Annotated in this window: 17 protein-coding genes; 6 read left to right on the forward strand and 11 right to left on the reverse strand. The window is 68.2% G+C overall.

Annotated features, from left to right (window positions below; all coding sequences use genetic code 11):
* Window positions 1-3 precede the first annotated feature (3 nt).
* The 11 genes from CA951_RS20850 to CA951_RS20900 all read right to left on the reverse strand — a co-directional run bounded on the left by CA951_RS20850 (window position 4) and on the right by CA951_RS20900 (window position 14,662).
* Window positions 4-2,175 (reverse strand): serine/threonine-protein kinase, encoded by a 2,172-nt coding sequence (locus tag CA951_RS20850; RefSeq protein ID WP_179220266.1) that lies wholly within the window; start codon window positions 2,173-2,175, stop codon window positions 4-6.
* Between the two features lie 40 nt (window positions 2,176-2,215).
* On the reverse strand, window positions 2,216-3,226 hold the full coding sequence (locus CA951_RS20855) for a glutamate ABC transporter substrate-binding protein (RefSeq protein WP_087558626.1): 1,011 nt from the start codon (window positions 3,224-3,226) through the stop codon (window positions 2,216-2,218).
* Entirely contained in the window at window positions 3,226-4,602 is a 1,377-nt protein-coding gene (locus CA951_RS20860; RefSeq protein WP_306300854.1) for a hypothetical protein, read from the reverse strand. Before CA951_RS20860 ends, CA951_RS20855 begins: the two co-directional genes overlap by 1 nt.
* Before the next feature lie 115 nt (window positions 4,603-4,717).
* Entirely contained in the window at window positions 4,718-6,121 is a 1,404-nt protein-coding gene (locus CA951_RS20865; protein WP_256974024.1) for an amino acid permease, read from the reverse strand.
* Window positions 6,122-6,445: 324 nt separating this feature from the next.
* A complete protein-coding gene (locus CA951_RS20870; protein ID WP_087558628.1) occupies window positions 6,446-7,042 on the reverse strand; it encodes a short chain dehydrogenase in 597 nt (198 codons plus the stop codon).
* Window positions 7,039-8,964 carry an APC family permease gene (locus CA951_RS20875; RefSeq protein WP_087558629.1) on the reverse strand — a complete coding sequence of 642 codons (1,926 nt, stop codon included), beginning with the start codon at window positions 8,962-8,964 and terminating at the stop codon, window positions 7,039-7,041. The genes CA951_RS20870 and CA951_RS20875 overlap by 4 nt, the downstream gene beginning before the upstream one ends.
* Window positions 8,965-9,106: 142 nt before the next feature.
* A complete protein-coding gene (locus CA951_RS20880; RefSeq protein WP_087558630.1) occupies window positions 9,107-10,600 on the reverse strand; it encodes a gamma-aminobutyraldehyde dehydrogenase in 1,494 nt (497 codons plus the stop codon).
* A complete protein-coding gene (locus CA951_RS20885) occupies window positions 10,600-11,712 on the reverse strand; it encodes a proline racemase family protein (protein ID WP_087558631.1) in 1,113 nt (370 codons plus the stop codon). The genes CA951_RS20880 and CA951_RS20885 overlap by 1 nt, the downstream gene beginning before the upstream one ends.
* Before the next feature lie 17 nt (window positions 11,713-11,729).
* Window positions 11,730-12,632 (reverse strand): dihydrodipicolinate synthase family protein, encoded by a 903-nt coding sequence (locus CA951_RS20890; protein WP_087558632.1) that lies wholly within the window; start codon window positions 12,630-12,632, stop codon window positions 11,730-11,732.
* Between the two features lie 18 nt (window positions 12,633-12,650).
* Window positions 12,651-13,352, reverse strand: coding sequence for a GntR family transcriptional regulator (locus CA951_RS20895; protein ID WP_087558633.1), 702 nt, complete (start codon window positions 13,350-13,352; stop codon window positions 12,651-12,653).
* 44 nt (window positions 13,353-13,396) lie between these two features.
* Window positions 13,397-14,662, reverse strand: coding sequence for an FAD-binding oxidoreductase (locus CA951_RS20900; protein ID WP_087558634.1), 1,266 nt, complete (start codon window positions 14,660-14,662; stop codon window positions 13,397-13,399).
* Between the two features lie 268 nt (window positions 14,663-14,930).
* Between CA951_RS20900 and CA951_RS20905 the strand changes: the two genes are divergently transcribed.
* From CA951_RS20905 to CA951_RS20930, 6 genes are all read left to right on the forward strand, one after another.
* Window positions 14,931-15,659, forward strand: a complete 729-nt coding sequence (locus CA951_RS20905; RefSeq protein WP_087558635.1) for a GntR family transcriptional regulator — start codon at window positions 14,931-14,933, stop codon at window positions 15,657-15,659.
* Between the two features lie 388 nt (window positions 15,660-16,047).
* Complete coding sequence (locus CA951_RS20910) at window positions 16,048-16,896, forward strand: ABC transporter substrate-binding protein (protein ID WP_143543075.1); 849 nt, start codon at window positions 16,048-16,050, stop codon at window positions 16,894-16,896.
* An 11-nt stretch (window positions 16,897-16,907) separates the two neighbouring features.
* Entirely contained in the window at window positions 16,908-17,642 is a 735-nt protein-coding gene (locus CA951_RS20915) for an amino acid ABC transporter permease (protein ID WP_087558637.1), read from the forward strand.
* 52 nt (window positions 17,643-17,694) lie between these two features.
* Window positions 17,695-18,483, forward strand: a complete 789-nt coding sequence (locus tag CA951_RS20920) for an amino acid ABC transporter ATP-binding protein (protein ID WP_087558638.1) — start codon at window positions 17,695-17,697, stop codon at window positions 18,481-18,483.
* A 45-nt stretch (window positions 18,484-18,528) separates the two neighbouring features.
* Window positions 18,529-19,302, forward strand: coding sequence for an SDR family NAD(P)-dependent oxidoreductase (locus tag CA951_RS20925; RefSeq protein ID WP_087558639.1), 774 nt, complete (start codon window positions 18,529-18,531; stop codon window positions 19,300-19,302).
* On the forward strand, window positions 19,299-20,057 hold the full coding sequence (locus CA951_RS20930; RefSeq protein WP_087558640.1) for an SDR family NAD(P)-dependent oxidoreductase: 759 nt from the start codon (window positions 19,299-19,301) through the stop codon (window positions 20,055-20,057). The genes CA951_RS20925 and CA951_RS20930 overlap by 4 nt, the downstream gene beginning before the upstream one ends.
* Window positions 20,058-20,061 lie beyond the last annotated feature (4 nt).

Consider the following 20,061-nt stretch of genomic DNA (forward strand, 5'->3'; position numbering starts at 1 on the left):
GCGCTACAGCCAGGTGGTCGGGCGGATCAGATTCGCGAGATCCACCAGCGTGTACCGGTGCCTGCGCTCGGGCGCCTTGCGGGCGAGGGCCCGGAGCGCCGCCTCCGCCCCGGTGCGCAGACCGCGCTCGGTGAACGGCACACCGAGGATCCTCGTCGCCTCGGGGACGCCGCCGGCATGCAGCCAGTCGACGGCCACACCGAGGACGAGAACACGGGTCTGGAGCGCGCGACGCTCGTCGTGGGCGAGCAGTTCGACTCGGCGGGCCGCCTCCTGCAGATCCCGTTCGCTCACCTCGGCGAGGGGCCGATCGTGGACGAGCATCAGCACACTCGTCAACCGCGCCTCGGCGTAGTGCCGGGACGTCGGCGGCACCTCGTCGAGCGCCTCCACCGCGTTGACCCGGTCGTCGCGGTGCTCGAGTTGCCGCGCCAGGCCGAACGCCGCACTGACCGCGCCGTGATCGGTGCGCCACACCGTGCGGTAGTACTTCTCGGCGGTCCCGCGCCACCGCCCGAGGTTCTCACCGGCGCGGTATTCGCACCACATCTCGGCCGTCGCCGCGAGGGCGAGTTTCGGGGCCTCCTCGCCCGGTAGCGCCGTCAGGACCGAATCGAAGCGTGCGAACGCCTCCTCGAAATCGCCGCCCACGAGAGCGCACAGCCCGGTGTGCCAGTCGACGCGCCACGTGTCCTCGAGTTCGTGGTCGAGGGATTCGAGAATGGTGGCGGCGTCACGCGGCTGCCCGAGGTCGAGGTGCGCGCGCACCTCGGCGAGCGGGATCTCGATGCTCGTGGACTCCACTCCCTCCTTCGCCGCCACCTCCTTCGCCCGGTGCAGCGAATCGAGGAGTTCCCGCGGTCTGCTGTGCACGACGGACAACAGCGGGGCGGCCGGATCGTCGGGGTCCACCAACGGAATCGGCAGTGCCCGAACGATGCTCATCGCGCTGATGCATTCGTTCCGGCGGTGCCCGTCCACGTAGACGTCGGTACGGCTGATCGTGAGGTCGGTCCCGAACGTCGTGCGCTGAGGGCTGAAACGGTGCGACAGTCCCGGCTGCGGGTTTCCGGTCCGCTGCGCCCGCACCTCGCGCAGCACACCCTCGAGTTGCGTCGACATCTCGTCTGCCGATGCGAAACGCCTGGCCGGGTCGGGATGGATGGAACGCAGCAGCAGCCGGTGGTAGAACTCGTATTCCGCCAGCAGCGGCGCCGCCTCCGGAGACGGCAGGCCGTCGACGTAACAGCCTCCGGCTGTGGGCATGTCGAGGGTCAGGACGGCGAGTGTGCGCCCGACGGTGTAGATGTCGGACGCGACGGTGGGCCCCGTGGTGGCGATCTCGGGGGCTTGGTAACCCTGTGTGCCGTAGATGTATCCGTGATCGCCGATCCTCGCGACCGCGCCCATGTCGATGAGCTTGAGCTGGTCGTAGTCGTCGCCGATCATGATGTTCTCGGGCTTCAGATCGTTGTAGACCAGCCCCATCGAGTGCAGGTAGCCGAGCGCAGGCGTGACCTCGAGGAGGTAGCGGATGGCATGCTCCACCGGCAGCCTCGGTTTCGGGTCGTCGGGTGCCGCCTCCTCCTTCAGCTCGGTGAGCACGTCCCGCAGCGTCCGGCCCCGGACGTACTCCATGACGATGTAGCCGACGGGATTGCCGTCCATCCCGGGGTGTTCGACGAAGTTGTAGATCTTGACGATGCTCGGATGCGTCACCTCGGCGAGGAACCGGCGCTCGGCGAGGGCCACTTCCTGCGCCTGGGGGTCGCCCGAATGCAGCAGGCCCTTGAGGACGACCCAGCGGTCGCTGACGTTGTGGTCGAGCGCGAGGTAGATCCAGCCGACGCCGCCGTGGGCGAGGCACCCGAGGACCTCGTACTGACCCGCCACCAACTCACCCGCCTCGAGTTGGGGGGCGAACGAGAACACGGTCCCGCAGTGCGTGCACACCCCCTCCGTGTCACCCGGCCGGGCTGCGGTGGAACGTCCGACGGGCCGCTTGCACCGGTCGCAGTACCGCTTGTTCTCGGCGAGAACAGGATTGGTCAGCAGCATCGACAGGTCGGAGCTGTGGGCGGCATCCGGCTCCGTGCGGGACGAGGGGACTTCGTCCTCGTCGTCGTCCGCGAACGGATCGAACCGCACACCCCGCGTGGATTCCGGTTCGTCCATCGGGGTTCGCCTGGTCTCGTCGCTCACGTTCGGTGACACCTCAGTCCCGGTAGGTGGCGGTCGGCGGTCCCGTGACGGGTCCGAGCACCGTCAGCCAGCTGTCGTAGAGCCTCATCCACGTCCCGTCTCCGCGCATCCGATCCAGCGTCCCGTTCACGAAGCGCACCAGATCCTCGTTGCCCTTGTTGACCCCGATGCCGTACGGCTCCGACTGCAGCGGCGGGCCGACGATCTCCAGATTCGGATCCTGCTCGGCGAGCCCGGCCAGGATGGAGTCGTCGGTGCTCGCGGCGTCGGCCCGACGCTGCTGGAGCGCCACGAGGCAGTCGTCCCAGTCGGGCACCGTCACGATCGTGGCCGCCGGCTGCACCCGGCGAACGGTGTCCAGTGAGGTGGTGTCGGCGACGGTGCAGACGCGCTTGCCCGCCAGATCCTCCGCGCCGGAGATACCGGAGACCTTCGGCACCAGCAGTCGCTGGTACGCCTGGAAGTACACGGTGGAGAAGGCGACGCGTTCGGACCGTTCACACGTGATCGTCGTGCTCTTGACCACGAGATCCACGGCCTTCTTCTCGAGGGCGTCGAAACGGTCGCCGGACGTGAGCAGCCGGAACTCGACCCTGGACGGGTCGCCGAACAGGTCCCGCGCCATCTCCCCCGCGACGTCGACGTCGAATCCCATCAGCGCGCCGGTGGTCGGGTCCCGGAAACTGAACAGGTTGGTGTTCTGGTCGATCCCGACGACGAGCCTGCCGCGCGCGGTGATCTCGGCCAGCGCGCTTCCCGGCGCCCGCAGGTCCGGCGCGGTGACCGGGCGGAGACTCGCCAGCGCGCCGCAGGAGTCGGGGGCGGGTGGCTCTGCGGGCACGTCGCCGGTCGGCGGATGAACCTGAAGCCCGTTCGTCAGAGGCTGGTCGGAGTAGTCACCGCTGGCGATGGGAGTGAGGGGTTGCGGGGCGGCGCACCCGGCCGCGAGAAGGGTGGCCACGGCAGCGGAGAGCAGGAGGGCGCGCGGGCACGTCCGTCGTCTCGGTCGCCTCACCCGCGTCATCAGTGGTACTCGTTCAGTCTGGGCCAGATCCCCCCACCGACGGCGAACCCGCAGAGTACGCCGATCACCATGCTACCGACCGCGAGCAGCGACAACGAGCGAAAGGACTCGGTCATGCCGTCGACTTCCTCGCCGCGAAAGCTGTCGATCCCGTGCTGCAACGCCTCATCGAGCGCCGCGAACGTCGCGGGCGACGCGGAGTCCGCCGGGCCGATCGCGACGGCCGTCGCGCCCGGGTAGTCCCCCACCTCCAGTCGCTGCTCCAGCATCTCGTGCGCGTGCCGCCAGCCGCCGAGTGCCGTCACCGCCTCGTCGATCGGCTGCGTGGCTCCCGGTCCGTGCGAACCGCCCTGCAGGCCCGCGAGGACGTCGGCCAGCGCGGCGGAGCGGCGGGCGTAGTCGATCTCGGACTGTTCGTCGGAGCCACGCTGCAGCAGCGCGAGGGTCTCGTCCGCCCGGGCCTGCTGGGCGAGGATCCGCGCCTGGGTGATCGTCGCGAGTGGTTGCGCCCCTTCGGTTCTCGCGCGGTCCGTGGCCGCGGTGGAGACCAGGGCGGCGCCGGCCAGCCAGATCAGGAGGGTCGCGGCGAGCAGGGACGCGACGACCAGGCCGGGGTTGATGCGGCGTTTGCTCTTGCGTGCCAGGTATACCTGCGCCAGGAGGAGCGCGACGAGCAGGGCGACGGTGGCGGCGAACGCGACTCTGGGGAGCCGTCCGGTGAGGACCTGGGTGTCGGCGACAGCTCTCGACTGCTCCGAGTACAGACGCTCGGCGGCGGGCAGGATCGTGTCCTGCATCATCGAGGAGGCGTCGCTGAGGTAGGCGACGCCGACCGGGTTGCCCGATCGATTGTTGGCGCGGGCCGTCGCGACCAGCGTGGTGTACGCGGCGAGGTTCCGGGACACCTCGGACAACTGGCCGAGGGCGGCGGCGTCGGTCGAGTCGACCCCGTTCGACGCGGTGACCAGCGCATTCGACGCGTCGCCGATCGCCTGGTTGTACCGATTACGGACGGCGATCGGCTCGACGCCGCCCGAGATGAACGACGTGGCGGCCGCGGCGTCGGCGATGGACAGCGAACTGTAGAGCCGCTCGGCCGCGTAGGTGAGGGGTTCGGTGTGCGTCCGCAGGGTATCGATGCGTTGTTGCCGGGCGCCGATCGCTGCCGACGTGACCGCCCCGGTCGCCAGCGCCGCGACCACGAGCGCGATTCCCAGTACCGACAGCCGTCCCGGCGTCGAGACGAGGAATTCCCGCCACGGCCGGCGCCGGGAATCGGGCTCGACGAGCAGCGACTCGTCGAGCGAGTGTTCTTCGGTGACGACGTCGTCTCCGCGGTGGAACACGGTGTCCTCCTCCGCCGAGGTCTTCTGCAAGTGTGCCCCGATTCGCGGCGGGTCGTGCCGGAAAAAGCCGATGTGGCATCGGGGGCACAAAAGAGGGGCAGGGACCGCCGGTGCGGTCCCTGCCCCTCTTCGGTAAAGCAGTGTGTCAGTGTTGCTCGCGCGTCACGACTCCGACGAGTTGTTCCGCTTCCGCACCCGTGTCGGCCGGTTCCGCGGGCGGGGTGACGGTGTCGAGGCGTTCCGCGCTGGTGCGGCTGCGCCGGCGGAACTCGTAGCCGATCAGGATGAAGGCCAGCGTCACCACACTCAGCCAGAACTGCGAACGGGTGGTGGGGAGCACGGCCATCGCCGCGATCACGGTACCCATCAGCGCGATGGTCGCGTAGCTGAGCCAGGGGAACAGCCACATCTTCAGGCTGAGGGCCTCGGGATCCTGCGCCTCCAGCTTCCGGCGGAGCGCGACCTGGGAGATCGCGATCATGAGGTAGACGAAGAGCGCCACGGCGCCGTACGAGTTGACCAGGAACGAGAACACGAGATCCGGGGAGACGAACGCCGCGATCACCGACGCGTACCCGATCACCGTCCCGGCGAGGATGGCGCGCCGGGGCACGCCGCCGCCCGACAGTCGGGTGAACATGTGCGGGGCATCGCCGTTGCGGGTGAGGGCGAACAGCATCCGCGACGACGTGTACAGGGCGGAGTTCAGGCAGGACAGCACCGCGGTGAGGATGACGACGTTCATGATCGTGGCCACCCCGGGGATGTGCAGGGCGGACAGGGCCGCCGCGTAGGGGCTGACCCCGACGGCTTCGGCGCTCCACGGCACCACGGCGACGACCACGAAGATGGATCCGACGTAGAACGTGATGATCCGGACCACGATGGAGCGCATCGCCCGGGCGACGGCCTTCTTGGGTTCCGCGGACTCGGCGGCCGCGATGGTCACGATCTCGGCGCCGGTGAAGAAGGCGACGCAGGGAACGACCGCGGCGAGCACCGCGCCCCAGCCGAGCGGCGCGAATCCGCCGTGATCGACGAGGTTCGCCACTCCGGGGGTCGAGTCCGGCCACATTCCGGTGATCCACAGCGCACCCAGGCCGAGGAAGAGGACGATCGCGATCACCTTGATCGACGAGAACCAGTACTCGAACTCACCGAACGACCGTGCCGAGACGAGATTGGTGCAGGTCAGGAGTACGAGAAGGCCGAGGCTGAGGGTCCACAGCGGCGCGGACGGTAAGTAGAGCTGGAGTATTCGACCGCCGGCGATGGCCTCGACGGCGACCACGATGACGAAGAAGTACCAGTACATCCAGCCGACGGAGAATCCGGCGCGATTGCCGAGCGCTTCCCTCGCGTACACGTAGAACGATCCGACCACCGGCCGGGCCACGGCCATCTCCGCCAGCATCCGCATGATCAGAAGCGTGATGACCCCCGCGATGAGAAACGACACGATCGCCGCCGGCCCCGCGCTCTCGATGACGACACCGCTGCCGACGAACAATCCGGCACCGATCACGCCGCCCAGGGCGATGAGATTCATGTGCCGCTTCTTCAGGCCCTTTCCGAGCCCGGAGTCCTGGCCGGCTTCTTGGTCGGAGTCCTGGGATTGGGCCGGGGGTGGTGTTGCAGTCACGTTTTCCTCCACTGTGCGCTGACCGGAAACGTCAGGTCGCCATCGCGATCCGGGTCGGATCACCGGCGGTTGGAACGGAGAACAGTGCCGGCGGAGAAAGGGGAGACGGTCCACCGTGAACTGAACTGTTGATGTGATGCACAACACTGTATGGAGGGTGCGGTGGGGAGCACAGTGCCAGTTCCGGAGCGCCTCTGAGGTCCAGATTGTGAGGTTTGACGGCTGTTGCCGTTACCCCAGTTCGTAGACGCGGCCGGTGTGGATCCCGGCCACCGATTTGACGAACGCGCGCGCGACTTCGGCGGCGGGAACGGGCGCGAATCCGGGGAAGAAGTCGCCGTAGACGTCGAGTGCTTCGGTGACGACGCTCGGGCTGACCGCGTTGATCCGGATGCCGCGCGGAAGTTCGGCGGCGGCCGCTTTCACGAACGCCTCCAGGGCCCCGTTGACGGTCGACGCGACCACACCCGAGCGGATCGGTTCGCGGGCGAGCACCCCCGTGACCAGGGTGAACGAGCCGCCGTCGGCGACGAATGGGAGACCGCGCAGGACCAGTTCGATCTGCCCGAGCAGTTTGTCGTCGAAACCCTGCCGGAAGTCGCCGGTGGTGGTGTCGCCGAAGGCGGGGAACGGGGTGACGCCCGCGGTGCTGACCACCGCGTCCACCGTCCCGACCCGTTCGTACAGTGCGGTGACGGACGCGGCGTCCCGAAGGTCGACCGAGACCTCGGTGGAGCGGGATGCGACGACGACGTCGTGGTGGGGTGTCAGGGCGTCCACCACCGCGGTGCCGATGCGGCCGGTGCCTCCGACGACGAGAACCTTCACGAGTTGACCTCCTGTTCGTGCACGGCGGCGACCCGTGTCGCCCGGTGAGCCGGTGTGCGGGTGGGTGCGGTGGGTTCGACAGCGAATTCGGAATCGGCGAGGGCGGCGTCGAGTTGTTCGGTGTGGAAACCGCTGCGGACGGCCCACGCGTAACTGACCAGGGCCAGCGCGATCACGACCAGCAGGTCCCAGGAGTCGGCGAGCGGCGGCTCGTCGAGGGGACCGAACTCGCCGTAGTAGGAGACCAGCAGCGTCGCGAGGAGGGTGGCGATCAGCCACACACCGGCGTCGAGGTGACGGCGGCCGGCCGGGGTGCTCACCACCCGCAGTGCGAGCACGAATGCCAGCAGTGCCGTGGTCATCGCCGCGAAGTAGACGGGAAATGACCAACTGCCTGCGCGCTGCACCTCGGTGGTGTTCATGAACCATCCGCCGCGGGAACTGATGTAGATCCACGCGACCAGGAACACCGCCGAGATGGACCATCCGGCGGGTCTGCGCACCCAGCCGTGGTTCACCGACGTGTAGGCGCCGTAGATGCTCACCCCGGCGAACGCGATCACCAGGAGCTGGGCCAGGGATGCGAAGCCTGCGGCGTAGACGATGAACAGACCTGCGGCGTATCCGGCGGGCGCCCAGAATCCCATGGCAGGCAGCCGCCAGGTGCGGTCTGCGTGGGGTGCGGTCTTGCGGAGCACCGGAGCGATCGCGCTGCCCATCAGGTAGCTCAGCACCAGGCAGACCGACACCACCGACACCAACTGGTACCAGCTCGGGAACGGAAGCATGAAGAGGGCGCTGACCACGATCGCGACCACGAGCGACACCCACGGGATGCCGTACCGGTTCACCTTGGCGAGGCTCTTCGGGGCGTACTTGTCGATGCCGAACGCGAACGAGGCCCGGGCGGCGCTGCCGAGGGTGACCCAGCCGTTGCCCGCCGGGGAGATGGCGGCGTCGACGAGCAGGACGGTGGCGAAGGCGCCGAATCCGGCCGCACCGAGGGCCTGGAACAGCGGGGCCGACGCCCAGTCGCTGGTCCGCAGTCCCGCCCAGTCTCCGACGGAGATTCCGGCGTCGGACCAGTCGAGTGCGCCGAGGAAGCCGATCTGCAGGCCGATGTACACGACCATCGGGATGAGGATGGAGAGGACGATCGCCAAGGGGATGTCGCGCTTGGGGTTTCGTGCTTCTCCGCCGTAGTCGAGTACCTGCCGGGAGCCGAGGTAGCCGAACGCGATCCCGCCGATCGCGAGAGCGTGCACGATGCCGCCCGCGCCGGTGGGGAGGAAGCCGCCGCCGACGGTGAGGTTGCTCGAGTTGAACGCGAAGAACAGCAGGATGAACGTCAGGCACGGGACGACGAGCTTCCAGATCGTCACATACGTGTTGACCTTGGCCAGCAGTTTCACGCCGAACAGGTTGAGGACGAAGAAGATCGCGAGAATGCCGATGCCGCAGAGTATTCCGTTCGGCCAGGCGAGGATGGTGGTGCCCTGCTCCACCTTCACCAGACCGAGATGCGGGAACCGGCCGCCGAGATAGGTCAGGACGGCCTGCGCTTCGATGGCGGGCAGGCAGACGGTGCCGATCCAGTATCCCCAGCCGGTGATCCACCCGGCAAACGCACCGTGGGAGAGCGCGGGATAGCGCACGATCCCGCCGGATCTCGGGAACATGGTGCCCAGTTCGATCCAGGTCAGCGACACGACGATGAACAGGCCCGCGCCGAGGATCCAGGACAGGATGGCGGCCGGGCCTGCGACCGACGCCGACGACAGCACCGCGAACAACCAGCCGGAGCCGATCTGCGTGCTGACCCCCAGCAACGTCAGCTGCCAGAGTCCGAGACTTCTCTTCAGTTTGTGATCGGGAGCGTCCGGGGATCCGGGCGCCGAAGGTGAATCCGGTAATGTGCTCATGTGAATCCTCCTTGGGGATTCAGGTGCCCGCTCTCATTGGCGTGAGGTTCGGCGGGCGCCGGGGACCATCGTGTCCGGGGGTCGACCTCCTCGGCAGAAGAGATCGACCCCGCCCCGGTGGGTAGCTGAAAAGTGTTCGGGGTCAGTGTCCGCCGAAGATGAGGTCGTGCCAGCCCTTGTGCGCCTCTCCGGTGATGTCGGACATGACGTGCTTGACGTTGGTGTACTCGTCGAACGAGTAGGTGGACATGTCCTTTCCGAATCCGGAGGCCTTGTAGCCGCCGTGCGGCATTTCGCTGATGATCGGGATGTGGTCGTTGACCCACACGCACCCGGCCTGGATTTCCCGGGTGGCCCGCTGCGCCCGGTACACGTTCTGCGTCCAGGCGGATGCGGCGAGGCCGTAGGGGGTGTCGTTGGCGAGGGTGACGGCCTCGTCGTCGGTGTCGAACGGCAGACACACCAGGACGGGGCCGAAGATTTCCTGCTGGACGATCTCGGAGTCCTGCGCCGCATCGACGATCAGCGTGGGCTCGTAGTACGCGCCCGCCGCCGGGGTGTGCTCCGGGATGCGGCCGCCGCGAACCACTTTCGCGCCGGCGTCGCGGGCCCGGTCGACCATCGCCGCGACCTGGTCGCGCTGCTTCAGTGAGATCAGCGAGCCCATGTCGGTGTCGGTGTCGTCGGCGGGGCCGACCTTCACCTCGTCCATCAGTTCGGCGACCCGACGGACGAAGTTCTCGTAGAGGGGACGCTGGACGTAGGCGCGGGTGGCGGCGGTGCAGTCCTGGCCCGCGTTGATCAGCGCACCGGCGACGGCGCCACGGGCGGCCGCCTCGAGGTCCGCGTCGTCGAACACCACGAACGGTGCCTTGCCGCCGAGTTCCAGATGGACCCGCTTGACGCTGCCGGCGGCGGTCGCGGCGACCTGCTTGCCGACCGGCGTCGACCCGGTGAACGAGACCATGTCCACGTCGGGATGCTCGACCAGAGCCTGTCCGGCGATGCGCCCGGCCCCGGTGAGGATGTTGACGACGCCGTCCGGCACGCCGGCTTCCTTCGCGGTCTCGGCGAAGTGCAGCGAGGTCAGCGGGGTGAGCTCGGAGGGCTTGAGGACGATGGTGTTGCCGGCGGCGACCGCGGGCAGGATCTTCCAGGCCGCCATCTGCAGCGGGTAGTTCCACGGCGAGATCGACCCGACGACACCGATCGCCTCACGGCGGATCGACGAGGTGTGATCGCCGGAGTACTCCCCGCTCGCCTTGCCCTCCAGATTGCGGGCGGTGGTGGCGAAGAACGTGACGTTGTCGATCACCCCGGGGATGTCGAAACCGTCGGCCAGCTTGATCGCCTTGCCACCGTTGCGGCTCTCCAGGGCGGTCAGCTCCGTGCTGCGGGACCGCAGGACCTCGGCCCAGCGCAGCATGATGTCCGAGCGTTCGGCGGGGGTGGTGCGGGACCAGCCCGGGAAGGCGGCGCGAGCGGCCGCGACGGCGGCGTCGACGTCCCCGGTGGTCGCGGCCAGGCCGGTGGTGATCGGCTCACCGGTGGACGGGTCGATGATCGTCAGCTCCGTCCCGGAGCTGCCGTGCCGGCGTTCCCCGGCGATGAACTGCAGCTTCTCGTGGGTGGTCATCAATTCTCCAGATCGAGTTGGTCGAGTAGTTGCCGGGCGTCGTCGCCCTCGGATTCCGGGCCCCACAGGTCGCCCAGGGTGTAGCCGCGCGGGAACGGGTCGTCCGCGTCGAGGACGTACTGGTTGAAGCCGGTGATCCAGCCGCGGCCGCTGACCGACGGCAGCACCGCCCGGTGCGGTCCGACGTCGGTGATGTCGGTGAGTGTGCCGGTGAACGTGGTGCCGAGCAGGCTTTCGTGGACGAACTGCTCCCCGAGTGCCAGTTCGCCGCGCGCGTATTTGGCGGCCATCCGCCCGCAGGTGCCGGTGCCGCACGGCGACCGGTCCAGTGCGCCGGTCCACGTCGTCGGGTCGGCGAGGTCGACGGTGCCGTTGGGGAGGACGACGGTGTTGCGCCCGGAGACCCCCGGGGTCGGGGACGGGCCGTGGATCATCGTCAGTGCGACGTGGTCGATGTCCGGGTTGAACGGGTGCCGGACCGCGATATCGCGTTGCGCGACGGTGCGCAGCACGGCCCCGGCGCGGGCCAGGTCCTTCGCGGCGCCGGGCACCAGTTCCAGACCGAGGTCGGCGGCCTTGGCCTGGACGAAGAACTGCCCGCCGAAGACGATGTCGACCGGGACGGTGCCGTATTCGGGCAGTTCGAGCGGATGGTCGATGGCCACGGCGAACGCGGGGACGTTGTCGAACGTGACCCGCACGACCTTGCCGCCGGCGATGTCGGCGCGCACGTGCACGACACCGACGGCGGTGTCGACCTTCAGCTTCGTCACCGGCTCCTGCACCGGCAGGGTGCTGGTTTCCAGGAGCGCGGTGACGGCGCAGATGAGGTTGCTCCCGGACATCGGCCGGAATCCCCCTTGTTCGAGCACCACCATGCCGAAGTCGCTGTCCGGGTTGACCGGGGGAAGCACCAGGACGGCGCACAGTCCGGGATAGCCGCGCGGCTCGTGCAGCATCAGCAACCTCAGATCGTCGAGGTGCTCACGGCAGTACTGCAGCCGGTCGGCCATGGTGGCGCCTTTGACGTGCAGGTGGCTGCCGATGAGCACCCGTCCGGGCTCGCCGGCGGCGTGGACGTCGACGGCGTTGATGGTCTGCCTGGGGATCACGGTCTCGTCCTTCGGTTCTAGTTCTCGACGACGCTGACGCCGGCCGCGAGGAGGAGGCGGCGGAACTCGTCCCGGTACTCCGGTGCCAACGGCAGCACCGGGCGGCGGGTCGGGCCCGCGTCCTGGCCGACGAGCTCGAGGCCGGTCTTGATAGCGCAAGCGTAGTTGTGTGATTCGAGGAATTCGCAGATCGGGAAGATCTTCGTCCACAGTTCCCGGGCGGCAACCAGATCGCCGCGGACGGAGAGCGCGTCGAAGAAGTCCGCGCACAGCTGCGGGATGACGCTCGCGGTCCCCCACACCGATGCCTTCGCGCCTGCGGCGAGCCCGGCGAACGAGAGGGTGTCCCAGCCGTTGAGGGCGGTGATGTCCGCGGCGTGGTGGTTCAGCACGGACGCGAACTTCGCCGCGTCTCCGCCGGTGTCCTTGTAGGAGTTGACGCGGGTCTTGCGCGCCAGTTCGGCGAACTGCGCGGGCGCCAGGTCCACCCCGGTGGCGGAGGGGAGGTTGTAGTACATGATGTCGATGTCGACCGCGTCGGACACTGCGCTGTAGTGCGTCAGCAGTTCGTCCCAGGACGGGGTGTCGTAGAACGGCGGGACGATCATCACCGCGGCGGCGCCGGCGTCGGCGGCGTGCTTGCTCAGCTCGACGGTCTCGGCGGTGCTCAGTGCGCCGGTGCCTGCGACGACGGGGACCCGGCCCGCCGCGGCCTCGATGTACAGCTCCGTCGCCCGCTTGCGCTCGTCGGTGGACAGGGTCGTGAACTCACCGGTGCTGCCGCCGGGGACGAGGCCGTTGATGCCGCCGCCGATGATGTGCTCGGCCTGACGCTTGATGCCGTCGGGGTCGACGGCGGACCCGTCGGCGGTCAACGGGGTGACGACCGCGGCGAGGATTCCGCTGAATTGCGTGCTCATGAATTGTCTCCTTGTGTGTCAGGTTTGGTCGGAGTCGCTGATGATCGAGACGACTTCTTCTGCGCTGCTTCGGATGTGCCGGGTCACTTCGGCCCGGATGATGTCGGGATCCCCCAGCTCGATGACGTCGACCAGCCGGGCGTGCATGGCGAGGTCGCGGTCGGGGTCGTACCGGGTGGCCTGGTCGACCGTCATGGCCATGCGGATCTGCGCCGCCACGAGAGGCCAGATCTTGATCAGCATCTCGTTGCCCGACGCCAGCCACAACGTCCGGTGGAACTCGAGGTGCGTCAGGTCGGACGCCACGACGTCGCCCGAGGCGATCGCCGTCCGGTGGTCGTCGAGTGCCTGCCGCAGGGTGTCGAGTCCGCCGCGGGTGGGGTCGGCGGCCAGCCGTTGCGCCGCCGTGGTTTCCAGCGAGACACGGACCTCCGCGAGGTCTAGCAACGCGGCCGGGCTGGTCTGCGCCACCCGAATCCCCTTGTACGGCTCCTGGATCAGGGTTCCCTCGTGAATCAGGACGTGTACTGCTTCCCGCAGGGTGGGCCTGCTGACCCCGAGGACGGCGGCGAGTTCGACTTCCTTGATCCGCTGGCCGGGTTGCAGTTCCCCCGTGAGGAGGGCCCGGCGGATCGAGTCGGCCACTTCTTCCCGGCGCGTGCCGCTGCTGATCGGCTGCAGACCGCGGACGACGCCGGTAGCCGGTTGTGCGATCGTCATGGCATGAGGGTTCTTTCTCGGAGGGCGCCTGCCGAGACGGCCGATCAGGCGCGGCGCAGGGCGCGGCGAGTCAGGAAGCGGTTGGGTGAAATCGAGGTGGCGATCTCCGGAACACGGTGATTGACAATGGTTTCGGTGATGATCTCGGCGGTGCCCGGCGCCAGGGTCAGGCCCAGCATGCCGTGCCCGGAGGCGATGTAGGCGTTGTCGAGGTTCCCGAACTTGCCGACGATCGGCAGGCCGTCCGGGGTCATCGGACGCAGTCCCGCCCACGGCGCCGCTGCTCCGGGCGGGTTGTCCCAGCCGTCGAAGTTCTCCGCGGCCGCGCGCTGGATGGCGGCGACCCGGGTCTGGTTCACGCTCTCCTCGAAGCCCCCGAACTCCATGGTTCCGGCGAGCCGGATCATGCCGTCGAGCGGGGTGACCGCAACGCGGGCGTCCTCGAGCGTCAGGGAGGTGTTCAGCTTGATCGGCGCCGGACTGTAGTCGACGCTGTAGCCCTTGCCCGGACGGATGGGCATCGGGGCGCCGAGCTCCTTCGACAGCGGACCACTCCACACACCTGCCGCCAGCAGCAGCGCGTCGCCGTCGATCTGCTCGCCGGTGTCGGTGACCACGCCGGTCACGGTGGAGCCCCGGCGCAGGAACCGTCCCACCTTCGTGTTCTCCCGGATCTGCACCCCGAGTTCCTCACAGCGCTTGACCAGCGCACGGGTCAGGGAATCGGGCTCGAGCTGGCGGTCGTCGGCGAAGAACAGGCCGTGCTTGATCCGGTGGTTGAGCGCCGGCTCGGTTTCCTGCACGCCGTCGCTGTCCAGGTGGGTCGGGTGCATGCCGAAGCCCTCGAAGATCGGCAGAGATCCGCAGTGCTCCTCGTAGCGCTCGCGGGTCTCGAACGCCAGCAGCACACCGGCCTTGTGCATCTCGAATTCGATGCCGTCCTTGGTGTACTCGTCGAGCAGGTCGTTCGCGTCGGACGCCAGCCGCAGGTGTGTCTCCAGGCCGAAACGGAAGTCCCGGGCGTTACAGTGCCGGGCCATCGTCAGCATGAACTTGATGAAATCCGGTGCCACGGAGGGCTTCACGTAGAGCGGGCTGTCGGGCTTGAGCATCCACCGCAGTCCCTGCAGGATCACGCCGGGCGCCGGGACCGGCCCGCTCTCGGCCAGCGCGATCTTCGCGGCATTCCCGTGGGTGGCGGCCGACCCCGCGGTCCGGGCTTCCAGTACGACGACCTCGCAGCCGGCCTTGGCCAGACGGTACGCACTCGCCAAGGCGACGACACCACCTCCGACAACAACGATTCGCATGATGTCCTCAGCCTCCTGACAGCGCCGACCGGCGCTTCGATGCAACCGGTGGGTCGCGAAAAATGTGAGATGCAGTTTGTCAGACAATCTGCGCTTGTGATGGGCAACACTAAGCACTGCGCCGACCCGCTGTCAACGGCTGGGGGAAATTGACGTCCTGCCCGTGATCGAACGGAGCATCCCTGGGCCCAACTGAGCCCCAGGTCAGGGATTGTCAGGCAATATGCATAATGGGTTTCAAGGAAGTCCCCACTCGACAAGGCGGATCATGGCGAAGTCACAGGCCACGGCCGACGGCACGGCGGCGATCGCACCGAGCAGTGCCTCGGCGCTACTGCCCGTCGCCTCGACCACCCGGCGCGACGGCGTCATCGCCGAGATCAAGCGCGCGATCGTGCTCGGCGCCCTGCAGCCCGGCGAGAAGCTCACCGAGGCCCAGCTGTCGTCTTCGCTGAGCGTGAGCAGGCCCACCGTCCGCGAAGCCCTCAACCAGCTGGCCCAGGAGGGGCTACTCGTGCAGGAGCCGTACCGCGGCCTGCGGGTGGCGTCGCTCGACGCGAAGGCCCTCCTCGACATCGCCGAAGCGCGCGTCGCGATCGACATGCAGGCGATGACCGCGATCCTCGCCGACGGCTCCGGGCGTCGTCTCGAGATAGTGATGGACAGCTGGCGCGAGTACGCGCGGCTCGCCTTCGACCCCGACCCTCTCGTCCAGCACGACGCCCACCTGCGATTCCACCGCAGCATCTGGGCGGCGTCGGAGAACTACCTGCTGCTGAAGCTGTGGCCGGTCACCGAGGCTCACATCACGATCGCGCTCGCGCAGGATCAGTTCACCCGGTCGGACCCCCAGCGTGCCTTCGAGGTCCACGAGCGGCTGGTCGACGCGATTCGCACGCGCAACCTCGACAAGATCCGGGCGGCTTTCGTCGCGCACACCATCGACAGCGCCGAAGAGCTCGTCGCGTTGATGGCGGCCGCCGAGGGCTCGGACTGAGCTTCGGGGCTCCTCGGACGGCTGTGGCCGCCGAGATGATCCGAAATTTACATACCGCTGCCTGACGCGCACCGGCGCAGGCGCGACCGGACAATCCCCAGCTCAGCTGCCTGCGGGGTCCTCTACGCACCGCGGAGGTGTTTCGTCCGGGTGACGCCGATCGGCCGAAATCTCGAATTCCTTCGCCGACCTCTTGCGCTCCGTCTGATTGTTTGACAATCTTACGGAGGAGGAAATGCGGCGTGGATCACACTTTTCGCCGACTTCCACACCAGCCGAGCGATGGAGTCACACGCGCTTCACTCGAATCGCCTCACCGAACTCGGAATTCGGACCCAGTGCCGCCGCACCCCACGGCGCCTGCACCCTGCACACGAAGAGGGCAGTCATGCAAAAAAGCACCAAGAGAGTTCTCGGCGTCGCCGGCATCTGCGTCGTCGCCGCGGCATCCGGCTACGTCGGCGCCGGCCTGAGCAGCGGATCGGAGTCCGGCGGCGTCGGGGGTCCGCAGGGTTCGTTCGTCGACGACATCAAGGACCGGGGGGAACTCCGGGTGGGTGTGGCAATTGCCGCGCCGATGACCGTCCAGGGCGCCGACGGAACGCTCGGGGGACCGAACCTCATCCCACTGCAGGCCCTGGCGGATCAACTCGGCGTGGAACTGAAGCCGGTGGCCGCCGAATGGAAGAACATCGTCGCGGGACTGCAGGCCGATCGCTACGACTTCGCCGCCAACCTCGACTACACCGTCGAACGGTCGCTGGCCATTCAGTTCACCGATCCGGTCTACGAGTACCAGGCGGTGTACGTGGTGAAGGCGGACTCGCCGCACACCACCGCCGAACAGATCAGGACGGACGGGGGTGCCGTCGCGACCGCGCAGGGCTCCGCTCCTGAAAAGGCAGTTCAAGAAACAGGATTGACCGTCATGCCGGTGGACAACTATTCCAACGCGCTCTCCGCCCTCCAGGCAGGCCGCGTGATCGCGGAGTTCGCCGATCTGCCGACCGCCGAGGCCCAGACCCTGGCCGATCCCAGCCTGAAGATCGTCGTGCCCGATCCGCCGATCTACTCCGCGTCGGCCGCGTACGGGATCCCCGCCGACACCGACGCGCGGTCGCTGCAGATCATCAACATCGCCATCGAGCGTGCACGCGAGAGCGGACAACTCTCCCGTGCCTACGCCGACGTCGACTACCACGAGATCGACGATCTCGGCGACCTGGCCAAGAAGTAGGGACGGCAGCCATGAAGTACGAATTCGACTGGAACGTCGTCGCCGACGCGTTTCCCCTCATGCTCCAGGGCCTGGTCGTCACGCTCGAACTCACGGTCATCACCATCGCGATCAGCATGGTCCTCGCCGTGCCCATCGCGGTCGCGCGGATGTCGGAGATCGAACTGGTCCGCTGGGGGGCGCAGGCCTACATCGAGGTGTTCCGGTGCACCCCGATGCTCGTGCAACTCTTCTGGATCTTCTACGCACTCCCCGCCCTCACCGGCCTGACGATCTCCGGATTCACCTCGGCGGTCATCGCGCTGTCGGCGAACCTGACCGCGTTCATGGCCGAGGCCTACCGGAGCGGATTCCAGGCAGTGCCCGCCGAGCAGGTCGAAGCCGGCAAGATGCTGCGCCTGACGCGGCTGCAGCAGCTGCGCTACATCATTGTCCCCCAGGCGATTCGGCAGCAGACGCCGGTCATCCTGTCGCTGAACATCTCGATCTTCAAGGATTCGGCCCTGGTGTCGACGATCGCGGTCGCCGACCTGATGTTCGTCGCGAACACGATTTCGTCCGAGACCTACCGTTCACTGGAAGTCTTCACCCTCGCGGCGGTGATCTACTTCGCGGTCGCGTTCCCGGTCTCCCTGGCCACCAGCAATCTCGAACGCCGCATGCAGCAGAACTCGGCACGCGGGGCAGCGGGCAGCCAGAGCTTCCTCAGTCGCATGATTCCCGGGCGACGGGTGGCGACGGCATGACGACCGACCACCGCACCCCCACCGATCGCACAAACCGAACCGGAGGCCGGCGATGAAAACCCTCGAATCCACCGCACCGTTCCAGACCGACATCGGCGGCGTCCTCGTCTCCGCCCGCGGATTGCAGAAGAGCTTCCACGGCCGCACCATCATGCGCAACGTCGACTTCGACATGCACGCCGGCGACATCACCGTCATCATCGGCAAGAGCGGATCCGGCAAGAGCACCATGCTGCGCGCGCTCGCCGGTCTCACCGAACCCGACGAGGGAACCATCGACTTCGACGGCGTCCGCGTCTTCGAGGACCAGCAGCGCACCGAAGCATGGGCGGACAAGAGCTTTCACGTCGGCATGGTGTTCCAGACGTACACCCTCTGGCCGCACATGAACGTCCTCGACAACCTCACCCTCGCGCCCCGCAAACGGCTCGGCATGTCCGGCTCGGAAGCACGGGACCGTGCCGAGTCCGCGCTCGCGGAGGTCGGGATGAAGCAGCACATCCTGAGCCGGTGCCCCCAGCTGTCCGGCGGTGAACGTCAGCGCGTCGCCATCGCCCGCGCGTTGATGATGAAGCCGCGACTGCTGCTGTGCGACGAGATCACGTCGGCGCTCGACCCGCCGGTGGCCGCCGAGGTCCTCGAGGTGCTGCGGCGCCTGAAGGCCGAGGAAGGCATCGCCATCGCGCTGGTCACCCACGACATGGCCTTCGCGTCGAAGGCGGCCGACCGCCTGGTGTTCTTCCAGGACGGCGAGATCGCCGTGAACACCACGCCGGAACTCGCGTTCACCAGGTCCGACAACGAAGAGCTGAACAAGTTCATCGACGCCGTCCGGTTCTGACCGCACCACCCACCGACACTCCGACCGAACGGGAGCAGCCAGGCCATGAGCCCAACCCAGACCACTCGTAGGTTCGACGACCACGTCGTGATCGTCACCGGCGCCGGCGGCGGCATCGGTGCCGCGATCAGCGCCCGGTTCGCGGAGGAGGGTGCCCGCGTTCTCGTGTGCGACGCCGACGACGCCGCCGCCAAGGCCGTCGCCGACGAACTCGCCGGGCGGGGTCTGCTCGCCGCGGCCCGGGTCTTCGACGTCACCGATCCCGAGGCGTGCGCGGCACTCGCCGCGGATGTCGCCGAGAGCCACGGCCGGATCGACGTCCTGGCGAACAACGCGGGCATCAACCGGCGCGGCGACCTCCTGTCGCTGACCGAGGACGACTGGTCCGCCACGTTCGCCGTGAACGTCGACGCCCTCTTCCACCTGTGCCGCGCGGTGCTCCCGACGATGATCGAGGCAGGCAGGGGTGCCATCGTCAACACCGCGTCCCAGTGGGGCCTGTACCCCGCCCCGGGGCACGTCGCCTACAACGTCTCCAAGGCCGCGGTGGTCTCCTTCACCCAGAACCTCGCCCGCGACTACGCCCCGCACAACATCCGGGTCAACGCCGTGTGTCCCGGCGAGATTCGCACGCCGATGCTCGAGGCCGGCCTGGCCCGCAAGGGCCTGACCGTCGCCGACCTCGACGCGAAGGTCCCGTTCGGGCGCATCGGGAGGCCCGAGGAGGTCGCCGCGCTCGTCGCGTTCCTCGCCTCCGACGAGGCTCCGTTCCTCTGCGGTGCGGCCGTGGAAATTACCGGCGCGCAGGCTGTCTCGTGAGTGCCGCCGCGGCAGGTCCGTTCGCCGGAAAGGCTGTCCTGGTGACCGGTGCGTCCCGGGGTATCGGTGCGGCCACCGCCCGGGTGATCCACCGGGACGGCGGCAGCGTCGTCGTGCACTACGCGTCGAACGAGCGCGCGGCGAAGAACCTTGCCGAGGAACTCGGCGGCACCCGGGTGCACCTTGTTCAGGGAGACCTCACCGACCCCGCCGCCACCCGCGACGTGTGGGAGGAGGCGGTGCGCGTGTGCGGGCGGATCGATGTGCTGGTCAACAACGCCGGCGCCTGGATCGCGTCCCCGATCGACGACGAGTCCGAGTGGAACGAGGGGTGGACTCGCAACCTCGCATTGAATCTCACCGCGCCCGCCGATCTGACCCGATACGCGATCAGGCATTTCCGCGAACACGGCGGCGGCGCCGTGGTCACCGTGGCCAGCCGCTCCTCCCACCGTGGTGACGACGCCGACCACCTGGCATACGGCGCCGCGAAGGGCGCGATCCTGGCGCTCACCCGAGGTGTCGCCCGCGGCTTCGCCGGCGACAACATCCTCGCGTACGCGGTGGCCCCGGGATGGGTGGCCACCGATCTCGCCGACGACGCGCTGGTCGGCGGCACAGCGGCCGCGCTCCCCCTCGGCGAGGCCACACCGCCCGAGGACGTGGCCGAGACGATCGCGTTCCTCGCGTCGGGTCGTGCCCGTCATGCAACCGGGGCGACCGTCGACATCACGGGTGCCGACTACGTTCGCTGACGCT

This window comes from Rhodococcus sp. NCIMB 12038 (assembly GCF_002165735.1).
Lineage (GTDB): Bacteria > Actinomycetota > Actinomycetes > Mycobacteriales > Mycobacteriaceae > Rhodococcus_F.